13 protein-coding genes and 1 pseudogene are annotated in these 20,670 nt (G+C 59.7%); 5 read left to right on the top strand and 9 right to left on the bottom strand.

Going from position 1 to position 20,670, the window contains the following annotated elements:
- Positions 1-61: 61 nt before the first annotated feature.
- Together JN279_RS09600 and JN279_RS09595 are read right to left on the bottom strand one after the other, a co-directional pair.
- Positions 62-1,147: pseudogene (locus JN279_RS09600) on the bottom strand (IS110 family transposase).
- A 266-nt stretch (positions 1,148-1,413) separates the two neighbouring features.
- On the bottom strand, positions 1,414-2,808 hold the full coding sequence (locus JN279_RS09595; RefSeq protein WP_202352631.1) for a carbohydrate porin: 1,395 nt from the start codon (positions 2,806-2,808) through the stop codon (positions 1,414-1,416).
- Positions 2,809-4,189: 1,381 nt separating this feature from the next.
- Here JN279_RS09595 and JN279_RS09590 point away from each other — a divergent pair.
- Positions 4,190-5,038: an MBL fold metallo-hydrolase gene (locus JN279_RS09590; RefSeq protein ID WP_202352630.1), complete on the top strand. Its 849-nt coding sequence runs from the start codon at positions 4,190-4,192 to the stop codon at positions 5,036-5,038.
- A 330-nt stretch (positions 5,039-5,368) separates the two neighbouring features.
- On the opposite strand, the gene JN279_RS09585 is transcribed toward JN279_RS09590, so the two are convergent.
- The 4 genes from JN279_RS09585 to JN279_RS09570 all read right to left on the bottom strand — a co-directional run bounded on the left by JN279_RS09585 (position 5,369) and on the right by JN279_RS09570 (position 11,886).
- A complete protein-coding gene (locus tag JN279_RS09585) occupies positions 5,369-6,538 on the bottom strand; it encodes an NAD(P)/FAD-dependent oxidoreductase (RefSeq protein ID WP_244734484.1) in 1,170 nt (389 codons plus the stop codon).
- A complete protein-coding gene (locus JN279_RS09580; RefSeq protein ID WP_202352628.1) occupies positions 6,538-7,242 on the bottom strand; it encodes a class I SAM-dependent methyltransferase in 705 nt (234 codons plus the stop codon). The genes JN279_RS09585 and JN279_RS09580 overlap by 1 nt, the downstream gene beginning before the upstream one ends.
- A gap of 301 nt (positions 7,243-7,543) precedes the next feature.
- Positions 7,544-10,717, bottom strand: a complete 3,174-nt coding sequence (locus JN279_RS09575) for an efflux RND transporter permease subunit (RefSeq protein WP_202352627.1) — start codon at positions 10,715-10,717, stop codon at positions 7,544-7,546.
- Positions 10,714-11,886 carry an efflux RND transporter periplasmic adaptor subunit gene (locus tag JN279_RS09570; RefSeq protein WP_202352626.1) on the bottom strand — a complete coding sequence of 391 codons (1,173 nt, stop codon included), beginning with the start codon at positions 11,884-11,886 and terminating at the stop codon, positions 10,714-10,716. The genes JN279_RS09575 and JN279_RS09570 overlap by 4 nt, the downstream gene beginning before the upstream one ends.
- A 1,319-nt stretch (positions 11,887-13,205) precedes the next feature.
- On the opposite strand from JN279_RS09570, the gene JN279_RS09565 reads away from it, so the two are divergent.
- From JN279_RS09565 to JN279_RS09555, 3 genes are read left to right on the top strand one after another with little or no spacing between them, the layout of a single operon-like run.
- Positions 13,206-14,504 carry an HlyD family secretion protein gene (locus tag JN279_RS09565; protein ID WP_244734482.1) on the top strand — a complete coding sequence of 433 codons (1,299 nt, stop codon included), beginning with the start codon at positions 13,206-13,208 and terminating at the stop codon, positions 14,502-14,504.
- Entirely contained in the window at positions 14,501-16,087 is a 1,587-nt protein-coding gene (locus JN279_RS09560; RefSeq protein ID WP_202352625.1) for a DHA2 family efflux MFS transporter permease subunit, read from the top strand. The genes JN279_RS09565 and JN279_RS09560 overlap by 4 nt, the downstream gene beginning before the upstream one ends.
- A gap of 2 nt (positions 16,088-16,089) precedes the next feature.
- Positions 16,090-17,628, top strand: coding sequence for an efflux transporter outer membrane subunit (locus JN279_RS09555; protein ID WP_202352624.1), 1,539 nt, complete (start codon positions 16,090-16,092; stop codon positions 17,626-17,628).
- Between the two features lie 286 nt (positions 17,629-17,914).
- Here the strand turns inward: JN279_RS09555 and JN279_RS09550 are convergent, their stop codons facing one another.
- On the bottom strand, positions 17,915-18,220 hold the full coding sequence (locus JN279_RS09550) for a hypothetical protein (protein ID WP_202352623.1): 306 nt from the start codon (positions 18,218-18,220) through the stop codon (positions 17,915-17,917).
- 400 nt (positions 18,221-18,620) lie between these two features.
- Here JN279_RS09550 and JN279_RS09545 point away from each other — a divergent pair, with 400 nt between their 5' ends.
- Positions 18,621-18,803: a hypothetical protein gene (locus tag JN279_RS09545; protein ID WP_202352622.1), complete on the top strand. Its 183-nt coding sequence runs from the start codon at positions 18,621-18,623 to the stop codon at positions 18,801-18,803.
- A 450-nt stretch (positions 18,804-19,253) separates the two neighbouring features.
- Here the strand turns inward: JN279_RS09545 and rpoH are convergent, their stop codons facing one another.
- Both rpoH and JN279_RS09535 read right to left on the bottom strand, forming a co-directional pair.
- The gene (gene rpoH / locus JN279_RS09540; RefSeq protein WP_202352621.1) at positions 19,254-20,144 is read right to left on the bottom strand and encodes an RNA polymerase sigma factor RpoH; all 891 of its coding nucleotides are present in this window, start codon (positions 20,142-20,144) and stop codon (positions 19,254-19,256) included.
- Positions 20,145-20,282: 138 nt separating this feature from the next.
- Entirely contained in the window at positions 20,283-20,657 is a 375-nt protein-coding gene (locus JN279_RS09535; protein WP_244734480.1) for a response regulator transcription factor, read from the bottom strand.
- Positions 20,658-20,670 lie beyond the last annotated feature (13 nt).

Here is a 20,670-nt window from a genome sequence, read left to right as displayed (position 1 = left end):
GTTTTTCAGATGGCGTCCGTCAGCGTGCCGTCGCCATGCGTTTCATTTGCCGCCGCACCGCTCATCGATGCGCTCCCAGCAGCTTGCGGTCCTCGACATGGGCGCTTGCGTGGCATCTGCCTCGCCCCGGGGCCGCATCGCCGACGTAGAATGTTCCGTCGCTCCATATGGCGTGCATGATCATCGCCAGCCTGCGCGCCACCGCCACACAAGCCTTGCGGTGGCAGGAGCGTTTGGCGATCTCCTTGCCCCAGCTCTTGACCCTGTCCTTGCCCTTGAAGCTCGTCATCAGTCCCGACGCCGCCTCGTAGAGCGCGCGCCGCACGCCGCATCGCCAGCCTTCGAGATGCGTCCCTGGATGTCGATCGAGGTGCGCGACTGCCAGCGCCGCGACGTCAGCCCGAAGTAGGCCGCGACGTCGCGTGAACGGCGGAAGCGCGTGGGATCGTCGATCGCCGTCATGAACGAGAGCGCCGTCACCGGACCCACGCCGGGGATGGCCATGAAGCGACGGCATGGTTCGTTGCGCGCCACCATTTTGACGACGAGATCGTGCAGCCGGCAATATTGTTTCCACAGTGCCGCGCGCGCCGACAGCATGGCGTCCATCAGTTCGCCGGATAGCGGATCGTCCGCCACCGCCTGGCGCACAGCCTGCTCGAACGCCCCGCGTCCAACCTTGCCCAGGCGGATGCCGAACGACTTCAGCGAGTGGCGGATGGCGTTTCGAGGTCGAGGAACTTGGCCTCCAGATTGCGTCGGTGGGTCAGCAGAAGCCGCGTTCGGTAGCAACTCTCCGACTTGATGTAGGCTTGGCGGAACCAGCCCGTGCGCATGATGTAGGCGATACCGAGCGCATCGGCCTTGTCGGTCTTATTGCGCTGCGATGACATCACGGCACGCACATGATGCGTCTCAAGGCAGATGGCCGGCAGGCCAAGTTTCTTGAGTTCCGGATGCAGCCAGGGCGACAGCGAGCCGGCCTCGTGGCCGACGCGCCGCAGTCGCGCGAGAAACGGCTCAGCACCGCAAACAGTGCCTCGGGATCGGTCATCACCGCTGCCTCCAGATGAACCGCGCCCTAATCGTCGTCGACGCAAACCGCCGTCTCGTCTATCGCCACGTCCAGTCCACAAAAGAATTCCATCGTTCGCCTCCTGCGCTGTTTGACAGACGCAGAATGTGCCGCCGAGTCGCTGGCGATCGCCAGTTGGCCCGCGGTCGATGCACAGTTTTGCTGCTCGGCCAGGCGCTCGCCCCGATTACGGGCGGCAGCCCTCAAACTCGTCGCAATCCGGATCTGGCTTCGCGATAATGAGTCTACATCCTAGTGTTTGCAGTTAGCCTGTGACGGGATCGGCTTTTTGAGTCAGGTTTTGTGGCCTGGTGCGGAATCACTCCGGCGAGAGCAGTTTAAAAGTCGATGGTGCTCCTGACTCCAACAACAAAGGCGTTGGAGATGGCCTGACCGGTCGCGTCGTTCGCAGCTCCTCCGCCAGGATGGACGATGTACTGGACATCAGGCTGGATGTTCCACCATGGTGCTGCGACGAAGTTGTAGTCGACCTCAAAGATGGTCTCGCCGCGACGTATTGGATACACCGTGCCTGTTTCGGCTGCGGTGTCTCTATCAAGTCCCGATGCCGCATGGCTGATTCCTGAGTGACTGACGCCAACGGTCAGCGTATCGTCTTTGCGGGCTGGCAATAGCCCGGTGAAGGCCAGCCCTGCGTCGACTTCCCACGCCACCAGATTCCTGTCAGACGGCGCCAACTGCCCGCGCAAGAAGCCGTCGACTTTGGTGCCGTTTCCCTCCAACAGCGTCCGGTCGACCAAGGCGTAGACACCCCAGTTCCCTGAATGCATGACCGGACCCACCGCTTGAGGCGACGCGAGCGGCACCACACTGCCCCGCCTGCTCAGGCCATATCGCTCATCGGCAAACGTGCTGGTGTGATACCAGCCGCCGAGCTTGTAAGAAGCCGATGGCCCGACCGCCGCGCCGTCCGGATTGAGCTCATAAGCCAGCTCGGCCATCAACAGGGCGCCACCGGTCGAACTGAAAGTGGTGCCGTGAAAATTGCAAACCTGCGGATCGTCTTGGCAATCCCGGCCGGCCGGGTCGCCGCTGAAAAGCCCACCGCGCACGACGACTTGCGGCTTGAGGTAAATGGCCGAAACCACACCGAGCGTCGCAAGCGGATAGGCCGGTCCGCCACTCGGCATATCCGACGCATTCAGCACAGGCCATCCAAACGCACCGTTGAGCAATTTGCCGGCCGAATTGCTGTTTGCGAAATCCTCGTCCGCCGAAACCTGCCCCAACTTGACAAAGCTGCCGTCTGCAAACGTTTGCTGGAGCCAGGCGGTGAAGAGCCGCGTCGTCGGGAGCGCATCGATGTTACTTGGATCGCCGAGGCTGCCAACCTCAGCGGCGATATTGCGATCATTGAGATCGTGTATTTGATACAACGTCACATGGGCAGATCCACCCTGCCACAGACCAAGCTTCTCAAAGTCGACGTCAAAGTTGACGTCGAAGCGACCTTCGTAGGCCGCGCCCTGGCGGATGCCGCCACTCGCTACATCCATGACCTCGCTAATGTAATCGAGGGTGAACTTAATGCCCTTGTCCTCAAGCGCCTTCCGGTCGCCATTGCGGTCCCCAGTCAGGTGATTCCACTCCCAGATCGAGTTACCCGCTTGGCCATACGCGTCGGTGGCGCGAGCCGGAGCGGCGAGCGAGATTAAATCCGCCAAAAAAAGAAATGATAGCGACCATTGCAATCGACCGCATCGGGATTTCACTTGGCATCCTCCACGGTAGGCAAAACCTCGACCACAGACATCATGCCACCGTCCTGGTACTCAAGGTTGTGCCAGTGCTGTACAAATCTCCCGACTTGCACCGGCTTAAGTTCGCTTTGCGCGTTCCATCAAGAATCCTGGCGGCCGGGCCAGCGATTTGGGTGCCGCTGCTGTTCGCCGCACCAAAGCCTAGTCAATATCGACATAGCCGCCCAAGCGAACAGGAAAGACATCGTTGGCTTCCGCCGCTGAGGGTTGCCGGTCCGTGCCGCGCTTCAATTGATTGTGCGGATCGTGAACAGCCCTCTCAGTTCGTGGTCTTCCAGGCCCCGGAACATATGGCATTCTGGTCCCCGCCGTCTCCCTCCCTGGGCAATACAGTTACGAACCCGTAATCGCAAATCGACCCGACAGAAACGATACCCGACATTCCGCCACTGTCCTGACGAAGGGCGGGCGTGTGCTGGTGCCTTGCCCGCGATGCTTGGCTCTGTTTGCACCGCCCCACAGGGAACCGGGATTTGCGTGACGCGGATACAGCGCTAGCATCGCGTCATAGAGTTCTTGGGAATCGCCAGTCGGTCATACGCACGTACGATGCAGGCTGCGCACCGGGTGGCCGGCCCGATCAGCACGCTGCATATTCGGCTACCGAACAGTCGAAATATCTCCTTTCTTGCCTGCCATCAGGTAGCTCCGGGCGCATTCAGGGAGGGCAACTCTGTGCGCCAAGTGCGCGCACAAGCTCGAGAAGAGGTAGGTCTCGGTCGCTACCTAACCGTTTCCGCTTGCCTGATGGCGCCAGCCGGCAATAACACCTGCGCTCATCTCCACCGGAGTGACCACGCGGCGATGTGCCGACGCCCTCGTCGGGCCTCCCTCCCTGCGAGAGCTGGTCCGCTTCCACGCTTGCGCGCTCGCCCACTCGTTTCAGGAAGTGTGGCTTTCGCGATCAAAATTGTCAAATATATCTAAGTATAGTTGATTGAGCCATCGGTATAGGTTGTTCCCCGAAAAAGGCGATCATATGTTCGATGAACCCTCTTGCTGCTTGTCGCTAAATTGTCAGCATGGTGGGCTTCATCCTGGCGGCAGCGATCCGCTTTAGGTGTCGCCAGCAAACCGCAGGCGCGCTGCCGGACAGGCTAAGTCGAACAAAGTTGGCGGCGGTGCATTTCAATAGCTAGTGGTTAAGACCTAACGCTTGGTGCCCGATCGCAAGCGTGGCCACATCGCAATCGGCTCCTTCTCCTGTCGACGGAAATGTCCGACGCCATCTGGCCAAAAATGTTATCTTTAGCGATCCGTCCTCGATCGAAGAAAGGTCGCGTCAATGGACGATTGGAGAATCGGGGATATCCGGGTAACCAGGATTCTGGAGATGTGCGACCCTCTGCAGACGCCGTCGGAATGGTTCCCCGACTGCACCGACGAAGCACTCGAGCCGCACCTTCATTGGCTCACCCCCCGATTGATATCGCCGGCAACCGGCCGGCTTATTTTTCCCATCCAGAGTTTTCTGGTTCGTACCGGGCGCCACACCATTCTGGTCGACGGTTGCGTCGGCAACGACAAGACGTGCGCATACTTCCCGCATTGGCACCGCCGCAATGACGGCACCTTTCTGGAGCGCCTGGCGAATGCAGGTGTTGCTCCCGAACAGATCGACTATGTGCTGTGCACCCATCTTCATATCGACCATTGCGGCTGGAACACACGATTGGTGGACGGACGTTGGATACCAACATTCCCGAACGCCCGCTACATCATGGCGCGGCGCGAGTTAGAGGCCGCACGGGCGGCCTCCGGCGATGCCGACGAACGGACCTATGAGGACAATGTGCTGCCAATCGTCGAGGCTGGTCGGGCTGTGCTTGTCGATATGGATTATGAACTCGATAGCGAAGTGTGGCTAGAGCCGACGCCGGGCCACACCCCGGGGCACGTAGCCATCGGCCTGAGATCTCGAGGCGTTGGGGCCGTGTTTTCCGGCGATCTCATGCATTGGCCGATGCAATGCATATACCCCGACTGGAACTTTCGGTACGACACAGACCCTGACCAGGCACGCCGGACGCGGTGGGCATTCCTGGAGGCTTGCTCGGACAATGGCCGCATCGTCATAACCTCGCATTTTCCCTTGCCGTCGGTGGGAACTATCTCGCGACGCCAGTCATCATTCTGGTTCGAGGATCATCAGCCGCAGTTAAATGTGGGCACCAAGCGTTAGATTCCATCCACTAGCAGTGGTGATCGTGAGGTTCAGAGGGCATTTGGACCTTCCTCGTCAAGCATCAGTCGGAGCAGATCGGCAAGGCTTTCCTCAATCCTCCACAATCGCTTCCTGAAAATCAGAACCCCTGCTCCCTGTCTGTCACTAACGGCGGCGTTGTCGAACCCGCCGAGCTGTTTTTAATCCTCCACGATCCCGAATTTCGGGTGGGAGGACTGGCAAAGTTGCGAGAAGAATGGCTTACGCCTGAACGCTAGATCCCAGCATCCAGCTTCACCTGGTCCCTACACCGTCATTGGAACCCCAGTGAGCCGCCCTACTTCGAGGTCAAAAACCCGGTACAGGCTGGGTCTTTCCACTCAATCGAGCGCCAAGTGTCAAAGCCGCCGGAAAATTCTTGATCACGGCGCGCATAGCCGTCGCGCCGCCAGGCCCAAGCGCTATTCGGGCAATCAAGGCTGCGGCACGCAGACGGGTCGAAAATTGCCGACTCCATTCCCTTTCGTAGCGATGTCCGGCCTCATCGTGGCCCTCGTGACCTTTACCCGACGCGATCAGTTCTCTCGCGAGGAGCCAGCCGGATTGCAGCGCCATTGAAATCCCTTCCGCGATTACAGGGTGTGACTCACCTGCGATGTTGCCGACACGGAAGATGCCCTGATCGTAGCAAGCTCGAATACCAGGATGAATCGGTCCCGCGGCGAGCCATGGGCCATCCAATTCGGCACCGGCCAGCACAGTTCCTACACCTCGGCACGAGGCCAGGACGTGGCGCCACAATACATCCGCAGCCGCAATGTTTCCGGAGCGCTGGCGCAGACCGGATAGAACATCCCGGCGGATACAGCAGGAGATTGAAGCCCGGCCATGGTCTGCCGTTACCATTCCACCATAGCCGCCCGGGAATACCAGCAGCGGCATCAGGTCGGGCGCCAGCGCGGCGCCGGTGAAATGCGCTTTGAAGCCGAAAAGATCGGAAGGTTTGCTTGTTCTTTCAATGTGGCTTGGGAGTTTCCCGGTTTCCCAGGATCCATGCGCGGCAATTACTACAGGTGCGCTCAAAACCTTTTGCTGCTGCCCCTCTTCCACCGTCACAAATTGCAAATCATCGCGCCGGCGAATTGCGACAGCCTTGCAAGGCTGGAGAACTTCGACACCCGCACGTTGGGCGGCCTGTAACAGCATGTAGTCCAAACGATCGCGGCCGAGCGCGCGGCCAGGACCCGCCTTGGCGCTCGGCATTCGCGCCTCGGCCGAGACATCGCCCGAAAAGAACCCGACGCGACGTATTTCTGGACCGGCTTCCGCGCGCCAACTCTCGCCGACGCCCAGCTGGTCGAGCAAGGCAATGCTGGTACCTGCCATGAATTCCCCGCAGACCTTTCGGCGAGGGAACACGACCTTCTCGACCATTGCCACCGACCAACCATGCTGGGCCAGCGCAATGGCGGTAGAACTGCCGGCGGGGCCAGCGCCGATGACAATGGCGTCGTGCATCATTTGGTACCGGGCATGTTGGCACCGACAAAACCTTGAGTGAACAGGCCTTTGCGGCCCTCCATCACCGGCGTTCCACCTGACAGTTGCCACAATTGCGAAAGTTCCGTGCCGCGAAAGCCGGCGCGGACACTTTGCGCCGCGTCGTTCAGTGTAACCGCGCAGGCGCCGATCAGTCGCAGGAACCGCGTCGCGACAAGTGGCACCTTGGCCCTAAGCGGCTCCGTCGCGACGAGCACCGGGGCCATCGTCATGATCCGGGCAAACAGCTCCAAGAGGCGCGTGTCGTCGAAGTGATGGAGGATAAGGTTGGCGCAAACAAGATCGAAGGGCTTGTCCACTGTCCAATCGAATATATCGGCGGTTACGGGTTGCGCCCGCCAACCCAATTCGGCGAAAGAATTGCACACATCCTTGCCGATCAGGTCGATCCTGTCGACCATGACGATCTCGACGTTAGGCCAACGCCGCGCCATCAGCCGCGCCACTGTCAGCATGAACTTTCCGTCACCGGCGCCCGGTTCAAGGATGCGTAGCGGCGGCGTCGGCACGTTCGTTCGCAGGAGCGATGCCATGAACCTGGCCTGGAACATCAATGCATTGATGCGAACGAGATCACGACGGGATGCAATCGCACGAGGATCATCGGCCGGCAGGCTATCAAGGAGTTCTGGCTCCAGATACCGGATGTTTATGTCGGTCATGCGATAGATCGGAGTTTTGGGGCCTCAATCGGTCGTCGGGTGAGTAGCATTGGGTCGTACCTCGATTGCGCACATCGAAGAGCTGCTGCCTTGTGCGGCGCGGCTGAATTTCGACATCGGTCGGGCCGCTGATCTGCTGGTCCGCGGAATGGGTTGTTCCTCGAAGCGCAGCAGGTCAGGATCGCCGAACGCCCAATTGAACCTGCGTTCATTACGGACCCTCCAATGAAGCGCCAAGTTTGCCGATGAGAGATACAGGCGCGCGCGATAAAATTGTACGGCTGGGGACATCGTTATTGCTTCACAGCCCTGACAACGGGACCTGAGCCTCCTGTCTAGCTGGCGGGTGCGTGGTTGCGGAGAAGAGTTCGCCTTGTTGAGGTTCCACAGGCAGTGTGCTCGCGCCTCGCAAGCCACCCACGAATTTACCGAGCCGATCAAGATACAGGTAGACCACCGGCGTCGTGTACAGCGTGAGAATTTGCGACAGCGCCAAGCCACCCACGATCGTGTAACCGAGCGGCTGGCGGATTTCCGATCCGGCGCCGGAGCCCAGCATCATCGGCACGCCGCCCAGCATCGCCGCCATGGTGGTCATCAGGATCGGCCTGAAACGTATGGTGCAAGCGCGGTAGATCGACTCCTGTGGGCTGAGACCTTCGCTCCGCTCGACCTGGAGAGCAAAGTCCACAAGCATGATGCCGTTCTTCTTGACGATGCCGATCAGCAGGATAACGCCGATCATGGCGATGACGCTGAAGTCCATATGGACCGCCATCAGCAACAACAAGGCACCGATAGCCGCCGAAGGCAGCGTCGACAGAATGGTAATCGGATGGATTATGCTTTCGTAGAGCACCCCGAGAATGATGTAGATCACCACCAGCGCCATTCCGATCAGTATCGGTGTGCCTGACAGCGCCGACTGAAAGGCCTGCGCATTACCCTGGAAGCTGGTTGCAAGCGAAGCGGGCGTTCCGGCATCGCGTTCGAACTGCTGGATAGCGGCAACCGCGTCTCCGAGCGCCGCCCCGGGTTTCAGGTTGAAGGAGATCGTGACCGCTGGGAACATGCTTTGGTGGTTGATCACGATCGGCGCGGCCTTGGTCACGCTGGTCACCAGCGCGCTTAACGGCACCTGCTGGCCTGTCGAGGAATTCAGATAGATATCCTTCAGCGCTTCGGGACCGTACTGGAATTCCGGGCTGACCTCGAGAACGACGTGATACTGATTGAGCTGGGTAAACATCGTGGAGACGATGCGCTGGCCGAAGGCATCATCGAGCGTGTTGTCGATGGTCGATGGAAGGATACCGAAGCTCGACGCGACTTCGCGATTGACGGTCACATCGAGTAGTGGTCCTGCATTCTCCTGATCGGTGGCGACGTCGACGATTCCCGTCAGGCCTTTAAGCTTGTCGAGGAAGATCGGTGCCCAATGGTTGAGCTCGTTGGAATCGGCATCGGCCAGAGTGTATTGATATTGCGTCTTCGAAACGCGACCGCCGATAGTGATGTCCTGCGCCGCTTGCATGTAGAGCGCTATGCCTTGGGTCTTGGCGAGTTGGGATGATAGCCGGCTGATCACCTGATCGGCGCTGACGTTGCGTTGGTTGTTGGGCTTAAGGGCGATGTACATCGTCCCTCGATTGAGCGTGCTCCCGCCAGTCGCTCCTATCGAGGCCGCGACCGATGCCACGGCCGGATCCTTCAGCACAGTGTCGATTATCGCCTGCTGGCGCTCGGCCATTGCCGGGAACGAGATGTCCTGATCGGCCTCGGTGAGGCCGATAATCAGGCCGGTGTCTTGTTGTGGGAAAAAACCTTTCGGGATGACAAGGTAGAGATAACCGGTGATGGCAATTGTTCCCAGCATGACGAGCAGCGTAACGAAACTGTGCCGCAGGACGATCCTCAAGCCCCGTTCATACACTCCATGCAGCGCTTCGAAGCCGCTTTCGCAAATATCATAGAGCCGTCCGTGCCTGACGTCGGCCTCATGCCTGAGTAGATACGCGCACATCATTGGCGTCAGCGTCAGCGATATCACCAGCGACAGGATCAGCGAAACGCTCACCGTCACGGCGAACTCCTGGAAGAGTTCGCCGACATAGCCCCCCATCAGAAATAGTGGAATGAACACCGCGATGAGCGACAGCGTGATCGAAACGATGGTGAAGCCGATTTCGCCCGAGCCCTTCAGCGCAGCCTGCATCGGGGTGAGGCCCTCTTCGACGTGGCGGACGATGTTCTCGATCACCACGACGGCATCGTCGACGACGAAGCCCACCGCGATCGACAAGGCCATGAGCGACAGATTGTCGAGACTGTAACCAAACGCATAGAGCACGGCAAAGGTGCCGACCAGCGAAAGGGGCACGGTTACTGCGGGAATGACTGTTGCCCAGAAATTGCGCAGGAACAGGAATATCACCATCACCACCAGAGCGATGGTCAGCATCAAGGTGAACTGCACGTCCTCGACCGAGGCACGGATGGTTTGTGTACGGTCCGAAACGACCGATACTTTGATGCCGGGTGGGATCGAAGCTTGCAGTTGCGGCAACAGGGCCTGGATGCGGCCAACCGTCTCGATCACATTGGCACCGGGCAGACGCCGGATAGCCAGCAAGATGGCGGGCTTCTTGCCGAACCAGGCCGCCACAAACTGGTTCTCCGGCCCGTCGATCGCGGTGCCGATGTCGCGGATGCGCACAGGCGAACCATTGCGATAGGCAACGACAATATCATTATAGGGGTCAGGCTTGAGCAACTGGTCGTTGGTATTGAGCGTGAAGGTTTGACGCGGGCCGTTGAGCGTGCCCTTCGCAATATCGACATTGGCCTCGCCGAGCACGTTGCGAACATCTTCAAGCCCAATGCCGCGAACCGCAGCCGCCTGTGGATTGATCTGCACACGGATCGCCGGCTTCTGCTGGCCGCCGATGCCTACAAGACCCACGCCGGAGATTTGCGAGATCTTCGGCAGCAGGATGTTTTCCGCATAGGCATCGACTGTCGTCAGCGGCAAGGTATCGGATGTCAGTGCGAGCACCAGGATCGGCGTATCCGCCGGATTTACCTTGCGGATGGTTGGCGGATAGGGGATGCCCTGCGGCAGGAAGGGGCTGGCGGCATTGATCGCCGACAGCACGTCGACCGCCGCGCTGTCGACGCTGCGGCTGAGGTCGAACTGAACGGTGAGCTGTGTGCTGCCGAGCGCGCTGGTCGAAGTCAGTTGGGTCACGCCGGGGAGTTGGCTTATCTGTTGCTCAAGCGGGGTGGCCACCGACGCCGCCATGGTTTCGGGATCGGCGCCGGGCAACTGCGCTGATACCTGAAGCGTGGGGAAGTTGACGTTCGGCAGCGATGCGACCGGTAGAAGCTGGTAGGTGGTGAGCCCGCACAGCAGCAGACCCACCATCAGCAGGCTTGTCGCGATCGGCCGGTGAATGAAAGGGGCCGAGATGTTCACGGGATCGCTTGCTGCACTGCGCTTTGCAGGGCGGCTTCATCAGCGGCTTTGCCCTCCAGCACTTGAACGCGGCTGCCCTGCACGAGCCTGTACTGTCCGTCGACCACGACAGTTTCGTTCGCATCGAGACCCGAATCGATGAGGGCCTGTCCCCCGCTCAACTGTGCAACAGTGACAGGCTGCATCTGCGCGGTTCCATCGGGTGCGATCACGTAAACATAGGAGCCGTTCGGACCTTGCTGCACCGCCGACCCGGCGATCGTCAGCCCCCCAGTGCGGGTATCTAGAAGCAAACGCGCATTCACCAGCGCTCCCGGCCAGAGTTGCTTCCCAGTGTTCGGAAACGTGGCCCGGAGGCGGATCGTACCTGTCGTCTGGACGATCTGGTTGTCGACAAGCAGGAGCTTGCCTTCGTCGAGCTTGGTCTTGTCGTCCTGGCTGTACGCAAGGACCGTAAGCGGCCCCTTGGCCATCTGCTGCTGGATTTGAGGGAGGGTTTCCTCGGGCAGCGTGAAGATCAACGAGATCGGTTGGATCTGCGCAACGTCGACCAGACCAAAAGTATCGGTCGGATGAATGATGTTGCCTTCGTCGATCTGCCGAATACCCGTTACACCGTCGATCGGCGAGGTCAGACGGGTGTAGCTCAGATTGACCTGCGCGGCTCGTAACAGAGCCTCGTCTGCCTTGATTGTCGCCTGGAGCTGGATGACCTGAGCCTTCTGCGTGGCCACCAGCTGGGAAGTGGCAAAGCCCTTCGCCAGCAGTGGCGTGTAGCGGTCCAGATTTGCCTGCGCGTTGACGAGTTGCGCCTGGTCGCGATCGCGGGTCGCGGTAATCTGATCGATTTGTGCCTGATAGGGATCTGGGTCAATCTGCGCCAGCAGATCGCCCTTTTTCACTGTCTGACCTTGCGTGAATGCGATCTTCGTAATCGGCCCCGAGATCAGGCTGTGCACCACGACGTTGTTGTAGGCGATCACCGTTCCCACTCCACGCAGGTAGATCGGCACGTCGCGACTGGCTACTTTTCCGGCAATGACCGGAACAGCGGGGGCAGGAACAGAGGCCGCCGCAGGTTCGGAAGGATCGTAGACATGCTTGGCTGCGAATCCAACGCCGCCGATCAAGATCAGCAGCGCGGCAACAATGGCGGGTCGCTTGCGCATCGAAGGCTCCTATAAAGACGGGATCGCTTTTTCAGCAACCGGACGCCGACAACGTGTTTGTGCCTGTCACACCCGAGCTGCCGCAGGTTGGAACCGTTACCAGTGGACTTGTCACCGGATCGGCTAAATCGGGTGTTGGAATGCTAATTATCGGGCTCACTCCCAAATTGCTGAGTTCCGAAGACCCCAGCGGAATCCCAACCGGGGTCCCAAGACCCGTGGACGATGTCCCGGACGATGTGCCAGTGGTGGTGGACAGTATCGATGTGGTGCCGGAAGGCGACGCACTCGACGCCATCGTGCTGCAGGTGCCCAACGCTGTTGAAGGCATCGGGTTCACAGACGTCCCGCTCATGGTCGTGGTTCCGTCAACGCCTCCGCCATCGAAAGTGGAAAGCGCGGAGGTCGTTCCGGCAACTTCGGAAGGTGACGCCAGAACACCAGGCGCCAGGACATTGGTACACCCGGAATTGCTCGTGCCTATGGAGCCAGATGTCGTTGGCGAGCCAGGCGTGGTCAAGCCACCAGGATCGAGTTCGACCGCACCCAGAGGAATACCAACCGGATTGAGGGGCGAACCAACGGCAGAGAGGGGCGAAGTCATTCCTGTTGCGGGCGTGCTGACTTGCGCTAGGCTCGGTCCGCTGAACAGCAGAGCGATTACAATTGCGATCGGCAAGAATGGCATCGCAACATCATTGTCATTTCGCATTGGAACTACCGTCGTTTCGTGTGTCCAGGTGAGGCATGCGTAAAGGAACGTCTTTGGGCCGTTCGAACGCATTTCGCCCGGTCAGATCGGAGAGGATGCCAGATGGAGGGGAAGCGCTCTTCCGTAAAGGCGGCTGGATTTCCCTATTCGCACGCCGACCCTGCGCATTCGACGGTTCCTCGTCATTGGATTGTCCAGTGCCCAGGCAGAGGAAAATCCGGGCGGCCTTCCCGTGAAGTGCAACGATGCGAGGCAGCCTTGGTTGTTCGGCAGCGATTTCGTGTTGGCGGGCCCGAGCAACGCATCCGCAAGGTGAAGTCTTCGCTACAAACCAATGTATGAGCCATTCAGACTTATGCTGCGCTCTCGTATACCTTTGTGGGATGGATCGTGTGATCGCCAACACTCTAATCTGAACAGAAGGAGAGACAGCCAATTGCCCGAATAACGCATGGGTCGAAAAGAGCCCGTGACCGCTAGTTCGTGAGCGGCAAGCTGGCTTCCGCCGAAGCCTGTGAGCGGCCTCGCGATCCGACTGCGGTCGCTACAGGCGAAATCGTCGACATCGGGAAGCGTCTCAGGTCAGTTCGCATGAGAGAGGCGCCCGATGTCCCAGACCGCCAGGATGAGTGTACTCCGCCAGGCCAGTGGCGGGTCCAAGATGCCGCCGGCAAGCGCCCCTGTCGGTGAGACATTTGCGATCGCACGCGCTCCGAACCGCACCATCTCCATAACCGCCGATAGCCGCCCTGGTGAAGGCGATCATGGCCAACAAGCTCCTGGAGGCCCGCTGCCCGCGGACGAGCAGCCCGAGGCGACCGTCGGAAGCAAGCGCGTGCGCGGACCAGGCGGTTCAGATACTGGACATCGAAACCGCCGGCCAACGGTCTTCATCGTCGGTTTCATTGTCCTGGCTGGCCTTGTTCTCGGCGGGTCCTATTACTGGTACGCGAACCTCAACTTGGTGAGCACGGATGACGCCTATGTCGATGGACGGGTTGTCACCATCGCGCCGCAGGTTTCGGGCCTCGTCGTGTCGCTGGACGTGACTGACAACCAATATGTCCACAGGGGTGATCCGCTGATCCATATCGATCCGCGCTCCTACATGAGCGAGCGAAACCGGGCGCAGGGGACCCTGGACAGCGCCAGGGCGCGAGCTGCCGGGGAACGGCTGGCGACCGAGATCGCTCGCAAGAATTTCCCCGCCCTGTTCCAACAGGCCCAGGCTCAGTTGGCGACGGCACAGGCCAATTTGACAAAGGCCCAGGCCGACTATGACCGGCAGAGCACTCTGCCGAAAGCCGCGACAACGCAGCAGGAGGTCGATGCTGCGTTGGCGGCGCTGCGCCAAAGCAAAGCGCAAGTCATGCAAGCCGAAGGCCAGATTCAGCTGAGTTCACCGGTCGAGCAGCACATCGGCCAGAGCGACGCGCAGGTCGAACAGTTGAACGGTCAAATCGAACAGGCTCAAGCGCAGCTTGATCAAGCCGAACTCAACCTCTCCTGGACGGTCGTGACGGCACCGCAGGATGGCTGGATAACCCGGCGCAACGTGGAAATGGGCAACTACGTCACGCCTGGACAGCAGATTTTCTCGATCGTTCCGCCGGACGTTTGGATCACGGCCAACTTCAAGGAAACCCAGCTTGACGGCCTGCGGCCCGGCCAGAACGTAAGGGTCGACGTGGATGCCTATCCTCGGCTCGACCTGCATGGCCATGTCGACAGTGTCCAGATGGGGTCCGGCTCGAAGTTCACCGCCTTCCCACCCGAAAACGCCACTGGCAATTTCGTAAAGATCGTCCAACGCGTGCCGGTCAAGATCGTCATCGACAGCGGGCTTGATCCTAAGGTTCCGCTGCCGCTCGGCATATCCGTGGTTCCGACGGTATCGGTTCGATGAGCAGCGCTCCAGCCGAGGCCGGCGCGACCTGGAAGCCCCGCTACAATCCCTGGCTCATCGCGGTTTCGGTGACCCTTGCCGCCTTCATGGAAGTCCTCGACACGACGATCGTCAATGTTGCCTTGCCCCATATTGCCGGCAGTCTGTCGGCGAGCAATGACGAGGCGACCTGGGCGCTCACCTCCTACCTGGTGGCAAACGGAATCGTGCTGACCATTTCCGGCTGGCTGAGCGATCTCTTCGGGCGGAAACGCTATTTCCTGATCTGTATCACCATGTTCACGGCCTTCTCGTTCTTGTGCGGGACGTCGACCAATCTGGGCGAGCTGATCGTCTTCCGGCTGCTGCAGGGCTTCTTTGGCGGCGGCCTGCAGCCGAGCCAGCAGTCGATCATCTTGGACACGTTCCCGCCGGCCAGGCGCGCGTCCGCATTCGGCGTGACGGCGATCGCAACCGTCGTCGCCCCGGTCCTCGGCCCGACGCTGGGCGGCATCATCACCGATCAGTCGACCTGGCGCTGGATCTTCTTCATCAACATACCGGTGGGCATCCTCGCGGTTTTCTTGAATGCGATCCTCGTCGAGGATCCGCCTTGGGTGAAGAACAGGAAGAGCCGGGGGCTCGACTACATTGGCCTGTCGCTCATCACGCTTGGTCTCGGATGCCTGCAGATCATGATGGATCGCGGCACGGATGACGATTGGTTCGGTTCGCCCTTCATCGTGTTAATGGCGCTGCTCGCTTTCCTGGGAATCGCGGGCGCGATCTGCTGGCTGCTGATTGCCAAGAAACCGATCGTCAATCTCGACGTATTCAAGGACAGGAATTTCACCGCCGGCTGCGCAATGATCGCGGCGATGGGCAGTATCCTCTACGCGAGCGCAGTCGTCATCCCGCAGCTCGCGCAGCAGGTTCTTGGCTATACCGCAACCTGGGCGGGGCTCATTCTTTCTCCAGGCGGCATCATCGTCATCGTCCTCATTCCATTGGTTGGACGCCTCATGACAATCGTCCAGACGCGGTTCGTCGTGGCGGCCGGTTTTTTGGTGATGGGCTTTGCGCTCTTCTTCTCGAGCCATCTGGCGCCGAATATCGATTTCCCGACACTCGTGCTGATGCGCAGTTTGCAGGCAGCCGCGCTAGCGTTTTTGTTCGTGCCCATCAGTACGACCACCTATCTCAGTTTGCCACGCGAACTGAGTGGCGACGGGGCTGCCCTCTTTTCGATGGTTCGCAACGTGTCCGGTTCGATAGGGATTTCCGTCGCAACCTCGCTCGTCACCGAGCGGAGCCAGATCCGGCAGTCCTATCTGTCGGAATGGGCCTCGCCCTTTCATCAACCCTACGACGTGCTGGTTGATCAATACGAACGTGCGTTGACGGCGACGGGGCATGCCGCGGGATCGGTCCATGGAATGGCGGTTGGAAAGGTCTACCAGGTCGTCCAGACGCAAGTTGCCGTCCTCGCCTATTCGGACGTCTTTCTGTTCTTCTTCTTTGTCGCCTTCCTCGCCGTTCCATTTTGCCTCCTGCTCTCCGGCAAGAAGGCAGCCGATGGCGAGGGCGCCAGCCACGCGGATTGATCATGCACCAAAATTTGCGCGCCGTTGCAGCGATTTCAGTCATGTTCGCGTTGGCAGGTTGCACTGCCGGACCGGATTTCATTCGGCCTGATCCTGGTCTGCCGAAACGCTGGTTTGCGAACGGCGCGGCAGCTGCGCCGGTGGACTCCGAGGGGTCCAGCGCGACGGTTCTCGAGCCGGTCGACCCCGCTTGGTGGCAGGCCTTTCGAGACGCGACCCTGACCTCGCTCATGCAGCGCGTCGCCGACGCCAACCTCGATGTGAAAACCGCGACCGTCCGGCTCGCGGAAAGCCGTTTTCAGCGCGCCGCCGTGGCCTCCGCCCAACTGCCTGGCCTGAATGGCAGTGCCAGATACCAACATCAGAATCTTAGCGATGTGAGTGCCAAAGGCAGCCTGATCGAAGGTCTCCTTGGGTCGCCGAGCATTTCTTCCGCAAAGCCGGCCGATCTGTTTACCGGCGGTTTCGATGCTTCGTGGGAACTCGATCTTTGGGGGCATGTCCGCCGCCAGGTTGAAGCGGCGGATGCGCAGGTTCAGTCTTCCGAGGAACAGTGGCGTGACGCGCTCGTCTCGAGCCTCGCCGAAACCGCACGCGACTATATCCAGCTGCGCGGCACGCAAACCTTGATCAGGATCGCCAACCACAATCTGAAGATCCAGCAGGACATTCTGCAGCTGACGCAAACGCGCCAGCTCAAAGGCCTGACGACCAGTCTGGACGTTGAGAACGCCGCCGCGCAGGTCGAAGCCATCCGTGCCCAGCTGCCCAGCCTGCAACAGCAGGAAGCGCAGCAGATCAACGCCGTGAGCTTTCTGCTCGACCTGCCGCCCGATGCGCTTCGTGGCGAACTCGCCACCGGCAAACAGGTGGTGCCGATGCCTGCCCGGGTTCCGGCCGGCATTCCTTCCGATCTCGCGCGGCGGCGGCCGGACATTCGCGCCGCGGAAGCGCAGCTTCACGCGGCCACCGCCGACATCGGAGTGGCAGTTGCCGAATTCTATCCATCCATCCAGCTGAATGGATCGGTGGGCTTCGACGCCCTCAAGGTCGGGAGTCTGTTGACGGCCAGGGCGATCACAACCAATCTCGGTCCGAGCATTTCGATACCGATTTTCCAGGGTGGCCGGCTGAAGGCGACACTGGAGCTTCGCAAGGCCCAGCAGGTCGAGGCGGCGATCGCCTACCACAGGACAGTGCTGCGAGCCTGGCACGAAGTTGTCGATGCCCTCATCGACTACCGCACCGAACGGCAGCGGCGCGCGCGACTGGCCCGGCAGGTCGAGCATCTGCGACAGGCCTTGTCGCTGGCCCGTGACCGCTACAATGACGGAGTCACCGAGTTCACCACCGTGCTCGACACCGCACGCACATTGCTGCAAGCCGAACAGGATCACGCACAGAGCACGACCAACATCTCGATCGACCTCGTCCAATTGTTCAAAGCGCTCGGTGGCGGGTGGGAATTGACGTATCCGAGCGCGCCGCCCGAGCCACCGATCAGCGCCCAACGACTGTCGAAGGCAAGGAAACCAACATGACCATGTCGAGGTTTGTTGTGGCACGCAGTGCTGAAAGCCGGCGCTAATGCATGTCGCGCAAAAGTGCGCAGCGGTTTTGCTATAACGACATGCATGACAACAAGAACTTAAAGCGCGTCGCATGGTTCCCTTCAAACGCGACGCGCTTTAGATCACTTCCTGGGCCTCATCACGCCTTTGGAAATCGGTCAAGCCCCCTCTCGGCGGACTTGACCGTTGCACCATGGGACTGTGCCGCCATCGGGGAAACCGCTTCGATCCGAATCACCCGGTCGGCGAGGTTGGATCACGGGCAAGAGTGCCACATTCCACTCGGCCCATCGTAACTCTGATTTACGGCATCGAACGAGCAGTAAGCAGCATCGGTGTCGTAGTTCCACCAAGGCTGAAAGTGATATTCCCCATCGCTAAAAACGACCTTGTGGTGCGGGCGTTGGTGCTGGCGGTTGCCAATGCCGCCACCGCTAAAGTCGCTAAAGTCTACGGCATGACCATCGCTGCCGTTGCCGCGCGCCATGGAGACCGTGGCCGTGCCGGTCGCCAGCATCACGCCCAAAGTAATCTTCGCCAATGTTGTCGCTGATTTTCTCACGATACGCTCCTGCAAATTGAGAATTCCAAGGTTGGTTGAACAGTACTTATATTATTCATGTATTTCATTCTCGAAATAGCGCCTATGTTTGACATAGATATATCATCAGCTATGGCTATGACTCGTTGGGTGCACGACGGCATCGGCAGTACGAAACGAATTCCAGCCGGGCCGCAGTTCGGTAGACGTGCCAGGCAAAATCCTTAGGTGTTCGAATCCGGCCCCCACTTGTGGGGTCCGGATTCGAAGAGGCCGTGGTGGATCACGGACAATATGGGTAAAGGCCGAGATACCCTTCGTATGGATACGGATACGGGTAACCGCAGTAGCCGTCGTCATAATAATCACTGCCGAAACCGCGGCCCCTTCTGAACCTGTGACCGTCGCGGACATGGACGCCATGGACATGCGCCTCACCGCCCAAGCCTGCGATACGACCGCCACCGGCAACGCCTACGCCGCGCTCACCGCCAAAGCCGCCGCCCCCGAAATGGCCGCCGCCCCCCATGCTTTCGGCATGGCCGCCACCGCCAAAGCCTCCGCCGTGTCCGCCGCCACCACCGCCACCGCCGTGCGCCATTGACATCGTCGCCGAGCCGGTTGCCAGCATTGCGCCCAGAGCAATCGTCGCCAAGATTGTCGTTGTCTTTTTCATAATACACTCCTGTAGTTGAAGCTTTCTAAGTCGTCGAAAGCTACATTTATGTAGATGCAGGAGGGATTTCCCAGTATAATACGCTTGTTTGATATACGTATATCTCTTAACTACACACGTTACTTTTTGATCGCATTGGCAGTGCCGACTATCCGCCCTACGGGCGGGCGGCGCTTCGACCCTGCCGGCGCGAAGTACGCAACTCCGCGATTGCTGGCCATGTCGTGGCAGCTCACGAGCGGCTGGAATTGCTTAAAGCCGGCTGTTTCGCCTCATTGGTTTTTGCTATTTTCCCGGAACCAGCCGGGTGCAACCGTGTTGCTCAGCGCCGATTTGCGCTCCGGTCCGACCGTCCTGTCATTCGGCACCGTCGTCCATCTATTCCACACTGACAACGGTCTGAATTTCATCCCGTTTCGCATAGACAATCTTCACCGCATTTTGCAGTTTTTCAAAGGCGCGCATCTCAATCTGGCGCACACGCTCGCGCGAAACGCCGAATTCGTTGGAGAGATCCGCCAAACTCCTCGGGTCATCCGCAAGCCGGCGCGCCTCGAGGATACACCGTTCGCGCGCGTTGAGCACGCCAAGCGAGTCGATCAGCGCCCTGCGCCGGTTGGAGGCTTCCTCAAGCTGAACGATCCTGTACTCCTGGTTGTCCTCGCTCCCGACCAGCAGATCTTGCCATTCGCTTTCGGGCAGACCTCGCAGGGGCGCGTTGAGCGAGGTGTCACCGCCCATGCGGCTGTTCATGTAGACAACCTCCTTCTCCGTCACGCCAAGGTCGCTTGCAATGAGTTCCACCTGATCTGGATGCAGGTCACCGTCGTCCCGCGCCGAGAGGCGAGCCTTGAGCCGCCGCAAATTGAAGAACAACTTTCTTTGATTGGGCGTCGTACCGATCTTCACCAGCGACCAGGAGCGCAGGACATATTCGCGAATGGACGCCTTGATCCACCAGATCGCATAGGTCGCCAAACGAAAGCCGCGCTCCGGTTCGAAGCGATTGACCGCCTTGATCAGACCGATGCTGCCCTCCGATATTACCTCTGACATCGGCAGCCCGTATCCGCGATAGCGCATGGCAACCTTGGCAACGAGGCGAAGATGCGACACCACCAGCTGATGAGCGGCCTCCGGATCGTTGTCCTCACGCCAGCGTTTCGCCAGCGCTTGTTCCTGCCCCGGTGTCAGCATGGCGAGATGTTTGATGGCGTCGAGGTAACGGCGAAGCCCGCTTTCGCTCGAAAAATCTGCTGTGCGTGCCATGAAGCACTCCTTGCCTACGTCGCAGGGGAATCAGTTGTTTGTCGACGCCCATAGACTTTCGATGTTGGCTTCTCTGTTCGACGCTGCCGCTATCTGCCGCGCCCTTCGCTTGAAGGGCGAAGGTGCATCCAGGTGCCGTTAGGGCGTGCCATGGAGCACAGAATCGATACAGCTGATCATGGCCTGGCTATCCAACGGCTTGCGGAAGAAGCCGATGGCGCCCGTTTCCCGAGCGCGTTTGCGGAAACGTTCCTCGGGAAAGGCGGTGATCAAAATGGTCGGTATGTGATAGCCATGTTCGATCAAATGATCCTGCAGCTCTATTCCTGTCATTCCGGGCATCTGGATATCGCAGATCAAGCACGAGGTATTTTCCAGATTAGATGACCTCAGGAAATCCTCGGCCGATTCGAATGCAAATGCGATGAAACCCAACGATCTAACGAGGCTTGCAGTTGCAAGTCGAACGGACTCATCGTCGTCGATGATCGAGATCATCGCATTACGGGTCAATTCACTATTCCTC

Source organism: Mesorhizobium sp. 113-1-2 (assembly GCF_016756475.1).
In the GTDB taxonomy this organism is placed as follows: Bacteria; Pseudomonadota; Alphaproteobacteria; order Rhizobiales; family Rhizobiaceae; genus Mesorhizobium; species Mesorhizobium loti_C.
This window is presented reverse-complemented; position numbering and strand designations above follow the sequence as displayed.